Origin of the sequence: uncultured Alloprevotella sp. (assembly GCF_963536905.1) — a bacterium.
Classification (GTDB): domain Bacteria; phylum Bacteroidota; class Bacteroidia; order Bacteroidales; family Bacteroidaceae; genus Alloprevotella.
On record NZ_CAUTBW010000073.1, the window covers coordinates 1 to 7,722 of the forward strand.

A 7,722-nucleotide genomic window follows, 5' to 3' on the forward strand; every position below is an offset into this window, starting at 1 on the left:
AACTTCACGCTCCAACTAACTACTGAATGGCAGAATTTTGAAATCAAAACCAGCAAGGGCACTTTCAATGCCAATAATCTTTTCCAATTTCAAGCAGAGAAATGTGACATGCTTCTCGACGATATAAAAATCGTTCGTACGAAGACTAAAATTCTTGCACCTTCTGTTCTGAATCCTGTTAATCTTTCTTCCACATCCTTTGTAGCGAGATGGAAACCTACGAAGGATGCCAAGAGCTATCTGCTCAATGTCTACTATAAAGGGATGCCCGATGAGGTGATTCCTGAGACCACTGTGGTGGAAAACTTTGATGCGATAAGTTTCAATGAAAGCACCCGAAAGATAAATCTAACCACTCCTAATTATCCACAAGGATGGGACATTGATGTTTCCTCCAAAGGCAAAAAGGATGTCTGTACAGATGCAGCCGATTTGCATTCTGGAAAGCTCTCTCTCAATTTTGATGAAGAGGGCGACTACATCATGACACCAGTTTCTCCAGCTCCTATCACGAAGGTCTCATTCTGGGTGAAACCAAGCAGTATGGAGACAGAACCCAATTTCTCTTACTCCATGGTGGGAGTGTCGGCTCTGATAGGCGGCAGCTGGACACCTATTGCCTACATTCCCAATAGTTGGATGCAGAAAGATGGAGGTTTCTATACTTTAGACCAAAACGCCTTGGGCGATAATGCCACTCAGATAAAGATAGAATACATTCAGAAGAATCTTCTCTCTTTTGCCATCGATGATGTGACATACACCTATAAAACTTTGCCCATTCCGAAACCTTTCATAACGGACAAGGAAGTGACAGATACATTCTGTGTGGTTTCAGGCATCCATCCAGAGTACGAATATTTCTATTCTGTCAAGGCGAAAGATGGCGACGTTCTCTCCGATCCCTCTAATGACGTTTGGGTCGACGGAATCGTAGGAGTCACCCCTATGCCGAAAGAACCAACAAACGTTTCTGCAACAAGCTATACGGCCAATTGGGAAGCTTTGTATCATGCAGATAAGTATCAGTTGAACACCTATCAGATAGTTCAGCCCAAGGAAGAGACTTCCGATGTGGTCGTTCTTCATGAAACTTTCAATCGGATAAACGAAGGCTCTGTCGAACAGCCATCTGTCACTTACGACCGTACGGCTTCTTTGGCACAACGCGGCGAGACCGATACCGACTGGATGCAGCAGTTGCCAGCGTGGGCGAAAGGGATGGCAGGTACGCAGGAAACGAACTATTATTTAGGGTTGGCAGGTCTTGTGGTATCGCCACGTTTGTCTTTGGATTGTAATAGCGGAATCTTCGAAGTAGATTTGAAAGCCTACAACACACACCCAGGAGACACACTCTTTGTGCTTGTGATGAAAGAATATAGCGATCGCGTGGCTTTGGATGCACGCGTGCTGCCGATGGGAACAACTCCAGGTTACACTACTGGAACTGTGAGCTTCGACAATCTAGTGACGGATTGGAATCAGCGTCGAAACATAAAACTCGCATTCATGAGTATGTACGGCAAACCCTTCTATCTTGACGAAGTCACTGTGCGGCAAACCGTAAAGGCAGGAGAGAAATTATATCGCCCCACAAAAACATTCTTCACAGACAAATGTTCTTATGAGGTTCGTGATTTAGAGCCTAACCACGATTATGCTTATAGTGTGATTGCTTTGGCAAAGAAATACTCCGACTCCTATGTCTCTAATGCTTCTGACCTCAAAGATGTGCACAACGCTACCACGGCAGTACAACCCGTGGAGGATTCCATGCTACGCATTATTCCGTCGAAAGGAAGGATTGATGTTTATCTGGCAGCAGCTGCTGATATTCATATTTATGATATGCGCGGCTGTTTGGTGGGTAAAGCATCTTCCGCTTCCCCCTCTCACCATTCCTTCTCTCTCTTGCCCGGTCTCTATGTTGTGAAGGTAAACGATATAGCCGAAAAGGTCGTTGTGCGATAACCCTATGGAGAGTATCATAATCGTGTGCTAGAAAAACTTTTATCCCCTCACTCCTCACCAGCGGAAGACTCTATAAGAGCATTCCGCTGTTTTTTTGGTCTTGTGTTGAAACGATGTGTGGAAGTAGATAGATCTGTTAGAACTTATCATTGTGTTTTTGAAACGTTTTAGAAAAGAGGCGAATTGTGGTGAGCGTGAATATCCTTATTGCGTTTGAAAAAGCAATAAGCCTGTCAGCTAGCATCCTTATTGCGTCAGCCGACGCGCTTATTGTAGCGGAGCGCCCAATTATGATAGTAGAGAAGCTGAAGAATCTGACTTTTCTCCAACTGGTTTTTTGTTGTCACATCCTATAAATTATTGTCTATCAAATTATTTTCTCTGAGTGTGACGACGTGACAACAAAATAAGATATTTTATAGGGAGAGGAGGAGCTTCTTCCGTGTATGCTCGCTTTTTACTAGTAAGAGCCATTTTTCTAAAATTAAGTGTTACTTTTAACGCTGAAAACATAATTCTCTATGGGCAAAAGCGTGACAACATATCTGATAGATGGTGACCCGAATGGTACTAAATATGCTTTTATTAGTAATAAGATTTGTCAGATGTATGTAATTCCTCGATCCAACCTCTCTATTTTAGCAGAGCGTCGTGAACTGCAAACACCAGCTTTTTATATCTTGTTGGGAGAAGACGAACAAACAAAACCTAAAGCATATATTGGAGAAACAGAGAATTTTCGTGAGCGAGTGAAAGCTCATGATAGTAATAAGACATTTTGGCAAAAGGCTTTGTTGTTTATCTCTAAAGATGCTGCAATGACCAAGGCAGATGTTCAATTCTTAGAGTATCGAGCAATCGAAGAAGCAAAAGAAACGAGTTCTTTTGTGTTGGATGAAAACAAGCAAACGCCCAAAGCTCCGAACCTTCCAGAGTATAGACAAGATGATATGGAAGAATTCTTTGAAGATGTAAAGTTTCTCACGTCGTTTATAGGCTGCGGAATTTTTGAAACCATAAAAGTTAAAGAAGAACATCTCTTTTTTGTGAAAGGGCGTGGATGTGATGCAAGAGGCTTCTATCATAGTTCGGGGTTTACTATCTTGAAAGGAAGTAAAATTTCCAAAACTGCTACACCATCCATGCAATGGAAGGAGCGGCGGAGCGAAATGCTAAAAGAATATACCGAAGAGACAGAGGATGGGACTTTGGTTCTGAATTCTAACTTTAAGTTTACAAGCCCAAGTACTGCAGCTGAGTTTTGTCTGGGTAGATCAGAAAATGGTTGGAAGAGCTGGAAGGATAAAGACAATAATACTCTAGATTCCGTGTATAGAAAGTCACTAGAATAGGAACAAAGTAAAGGCATGTGGAGAAACGACCGATATATCTTTATATTCTCAGATAGAAAGATATACAATGCGAAATGTCACTTATAGAAATGTTTTTTGGGGGGACTATATGCCGTTATGACAATAATAAACGTTGATTCTTTGTTGTCACAGAAAAAAAGGATAAATTTGATTCGTGAAAATATGGCTTGTAGATCCAGAATTAAGAATATAAAATAAAGATGGCAAAAGGAAAACCTTTTATCAAGTGGGTTGGTGGTAAAAGCCAGTTAATAGAGCAATTGGACGCGTTGCTCCCAGCTGACTTTGATAAATGGAAAGATGTGACATATATTGAGCCCTTTGTGGGTGGAGGGGCAATGCTTTTCTATATGCTTCAGCGTTATCCTAATATACAGCACGCAATTATCAATGATATAAATAAAGATCTTACGACTTGTTATAAAACTGTGCGCGATATGCCACAGCCACTCATTGAATCATTGAAAGCGATTGAAGAACGCTATCTAAATCTTGAAGATGAAGAACAGAGAAAAGAATTCTTTTTGAATGTTCGTAATCGATATAATGAGAAAAATTTATCTCCTATAGAGAATACCACGCTTTTTTTCTTTCTAAATAGAACCTGTTTTAATGGTTTGTATCGAGTGAACCAAAAAGGTAATTTTAATGTTCCTTTTGGGAGGTATGCTCATCCCAAAATTTGTGATGCAGAAACAATTTGTAGAGATAGTGAATTGCTCCAGCGTGTTGAGATTCTGACAGGCGATTTTGAAGAGACTTTTAAGTATTGTGGAAATCATACTTTTTTCTATTTCGATCCGCCTTATCGCCCTTTGAGTGATACTTCTAGTTTTAATAATTACGCTAAAGAATCATTCAACGATGATGCCCAAGTACGCTTGAAAGAGTATTGCGATATGCTGAATGCTGCGGGGCATAAATTCATGTTGAGTAATTCGGACTGCAAGGGGAAGAATGAAGAAGATAACTTTTTCGATTCACTTTATAGTGCCTATCAGATTAAACGTGTCTGGGCTTCACGCAGTGTAAATGCTAATCCAAATAAGCGAGGTAAGCTTACAGAAATTTTGGTACATAATTATCCAGAGATAAAGCAGGCTGTCTTGCGTGATAATGTGTTGCATGACTTGTTTTCAGTAGAAAAAGCTTGTATGTATCCTATAAAATAAAATACTTATGAGAAACTTTGATACATTTATGTCTCAACTATATGAGACAAATCAAACACTTGATTTTTTCTGTGATTTTGATAAGATTTCAAAAAATGTTGATGATGTGAAGTTGAGCCTTTGTATGTTGAATAGCTTGATAGGTACTTCGGATATGCGCCAAGCTGTGGAAACAATTTGGAATCGTGATAGAACGGCTTTTAATGTTATGGATATACTGATTGCTGTTAGGAGTGAGGGAAAGAAAAAAGTTTTAGATTCTTTGGGTCGTTGTGTAGAACTAAATACTCTATTCAGCTCTGTAGATGGAGTGATGGAATTCTTGAATAATACGGGGTTGGCTTCTGTTTTTCAATCGAGAAAGATAACCAATCTCGTAGATTATGTGTTTGGCGTAGAAACGGGGTTGGATACAAATGCGCGGAAGAATAGAAGTGGTCATATTATGGAGGATATGGTTAGCCAAATATTTATTGAAAATCAAGTTGAATATAGGCAAGAAGTATATTCAAGAGAGTGGCCTTTGATTACACAAGTTCTTGGTGATGATGAAAAGCGTTTTGATTTTGTTGTAAAGACCCCAATAAAAACTTTTCTTATTGAAGTAAATTTTTATACTAGTGGTGGCTCAAAACTAAATGAAGTGGCTCGTTCTTATTCAGATATTGCTCCTAAAATAAATTCCGTTCCAGGATTTGAGTTTGTTTGGATAACAGATGGCATAGGATGGAAGAGTGCAAGGAATAAACTTCAAGAGGCTTTTGTGAATATTCCGAGTATCTATAATCTAACGAACATAGACGACTTTATATCTATTATTAAGCGATGATATCATCCTATTATAAATCTCCTAATAAAGATTTCACGCTGATAGAAGGAGACTGTGTAGAGACATTATCAAAGTTTCAATTTTATTTTGATATGATCTTTGCAGACCCGCCTTATTTTTTGTCAAGTGGGGGGATAAGTTGCCAAAGTGGGAAAGTCGTCTGCGTTGATAAGGGCGATTGGGATAAAGTTCTGACGCCTGAGGAAATGGATGCTTTTAATTTGCGTTGGCTTACGGCTTGCCGTGAACATATGCGTGATAATGCCACCATTTGGATTTCTGGTACACACCATAATATTTTTAGCGTTCAGCAACAGCTCTTAAAACTGGGGTTTAAGATATTGAATGTAATAACTTGGGCCAAAACAAATCCTCCACCAAATATATCTTGTCGATATTTTACGCATAGTACAGAGTTTATTATTTGGGCTCGCAAAAACTCAAAAACGCCTCATTTTTATAACTATGCTTTGATGAAAGCATTGAATGCTGGTAAGCAAATGACCGATGTGTGGCAAATACCAGCAATAGGGAAATGGGAAAAATCCTGCGGGAAGCATCCTACGCAAAAACCTATAGCCGTACTGTCTAGGTTGATTCAAGCTAGCACGAAACCCAATGCTTGGATTCTTGATCCTTTTAGTGGTAGTGCTACTACCGGAATAGCAGCAAATCTCCTTGGGCGTCGGTATCTAGGGCTGGAAATGGAAAAAAGCTTTTTAAGTATGAGCAAAGCTCGAAGAGAGGAATTGGAGAATATTACTATTCGTCAGAGTTATATTGAGCGATTACAGAAAGGAAATCATATCCTTTCTTCTAATGCTTTATCATTGGCCGAAGAACCTGAAAGCGACCATAGTGCTCCTTGGTTTTAATGTATTCCTTCTTCTATACGAATTAATATTTTCGCTGCAAAAATTTTGTAGTAATAGAATAATATCTTTATATTCGCAGATAGAAAGATATACAACGCAAAATGTCACTCGTAGAAAAGTTTTTGGACTATTTAGCCGCGGATAAAGGCTACTCTTTGCGGACGATAGAAGCATATCGCAACGCTTTGGAACAGTTCGAGAACTTTTTCCGGAATGTCGATACAAATCTGGAGTGGGAAACGCTGGATTCCGACGTTATTCGAAACTGGGTGGTAGAGCGTTTGGAAAATGGCCTTTCAGAGCGTTCTATGAAACAGCATTTGAGTGCCGTCCGTTCTTTCTATCGCTTTCTGTTGCTGACTAAGGTGGTTGAAAAAGATCCTTCGCATCTCGTTCGTAATCCGAAAGTGGGAAAACAACTTCCCACGTTTCTGAAACAGAGCGAAATGGATCGGCTGCTCGATGAGGTGAATTTTACTCAAGATTTCGAGGGGCGTCGCGACCATCTGATTCTGCTCACGTTTTATTCCACAGGCGTTCGTGTCAGTGAATTAGTAGGGCTAGAGCGGTCGGATGTTGATTTTTCGCAACGTCAGCTGAAGGTGACAGGAAAGAGGAATAAGCAACGCATCATCCCTTTTGGAGAAGAGTTGCTCCATGATATGAAACTCTATGAAGAAGAGTTGCAACCACTGACGGGGCAGAACAATGGTCCACTCTTTGTGGACAATAAAGGACAGCGTCTCAGTACGGCGCAAGTGCGCTGCATAGTGGAAAAATATCTGTCGAAGGTTACATTACAGAAAAAAAAGAGTCCGCACGTGTTGCGTCATACGTTTGCTACTGTTATGCTCAACAATGGAGCCGACTTAGAAGCTGTAAAGGAGCTTCTCGGTCACGAAAGTTTAGCGACAACAGAAATTTATACGCACACAACATTTGCCGAACTCAAAAAAGAATATGAAAATGCCCATCCTCGGGCTTAACTATTAAAAAAGGAGGTTTTTATGGAAATCAAAGTTAAAGCTATCCATTTCAATGCTACAGACAAACTTCAAGACTTCATCGAGAAGAAAGTTGTAAAACTCGAAAAACTCGAAGAGAATATCACCAGTGTAGAAGTAACCCTAAATATTGTAAAACCTGAAGCTGCTAATAACAAGGAAACAGCAATTCATCTCTTTGTTCCTGGCGCAGAACTACACGCAGAGAAAACCTGTGATACTTTTGAAGAAGGTGTAGATCTTTGTGTTGACATCCTCAAGCGTCAATTGGAAAAACAAAAAGAAAAGAAATCAGGCAAGTGAGGCCTTGTGAGATAAATAAAAAGCTGTCCGCATGAAAAATTCTTTGAAAATGTTTTGCGGATAAAATTTAATCACTAACTTTGCAGCCGTTTCGGGAAAGGTCCTGACGACTGCAAAGTTTTCCAATTCTTAGAAACAAGGGCAAATACCAGAGTGGCCAAATGGGGCAGACTGTAAATCTGCTGGCTTACG

Annotated in this window: 7 protein-coding genes; all 7 read left to right on the plus strand. The window is 40.0% G+C overall.

From position 1 onward, the window contains the following. The coding region (locus ABLA33_RS09670) for a T9SS C-terminal target domain-containing protein (RefSeq protein ID WP_347720144.1) at nucleotides 1-1,974 on the plus strand (1,974 nt) is incomplete at its 5' end. A 521-nt stretch (nucleotides 1,975-2,495) separates the two neighbouring features. Beyond that, complete coding sequence (locus ABLA33_RS09675; RefSeq protein WP_347720145.1) at nucleotides 2,496-3,326, plus strand: GIY-YIG nuclease family protein; 831 nt, start codon at nucleotides 2,496-2,498, stop codon at nucleotides 3,324-3,326. A 221-nt stretch (nucleotides 3,327-3,547) separates the two neighbouring features. Further along, complete coding sequence (locus ABLA33_RS09680; protein ID WP_347720146.1) at nucleotides 3,548-4,519, plus strand: DNA adenine methylase; 972 nt, start codon at nucleotides 3,548-3,550, stop codon at nucleotides 4,517-4,519. 7 nt (nucleotides 4,520-4,526) lie between these two features. After that, nucleotides 4,527-5,348, plus strand: a complete 822-nt coding sequence (locus ABLA33_RS09685) for a type II restriction endonuclease (RefSeq protein WP_347720147.1) — start codon at nucleotides 4,527-4,529, stop codon at nucleotides 5,346-5,348. Continuing rightward, on the plus strand, nucleotides 5,345-6,223 hold the full coding sequence (locus tag ABLA33_RS09690) for a site-specific DNA-methyltransferase (protein WP_347720148.1): 879 nt from the start codon (nucleotides 5,345-5,347) through the stop codon (nucleotides 6,221-6,223). The genes ABLA33_RS09685 and ABLA33_RS09690 overlap by 4 nt, the downstream gene beginning before the upstream one ends. A 101-nt stretch (nucleotides 6,224-6,324) precedes the next feature. Further along, complete coding sequence (gene xerA, locus ABLA33_RS09695) at nucleotides 6,325-7,209, plus strand: site-specific tyrosine recombinase/integron integrase (RefSeq protein ID WP_347720149.1); 885 nt, start codon at nucleotides 6,325-6,327, stop codon at nucleotides 7,207-7,209. A gap of 21 nt (nucleotides 7,210-7,230) precedes the next feature. Further along, nucleotides 7,231-7,530, plus strand: a complete 300-nt coding sequence (raiA, locus tag ABLA33_RS09700) for a ribosome-associated translation inhibitor RaiA (protein WP_315091157.1) — start codon at nucleotides 7,231-7,233, stop codon at nucleotides 7,528-7,530. Nucleotides 7,531-7,722 lie beyond the last annotated feature (192 nt).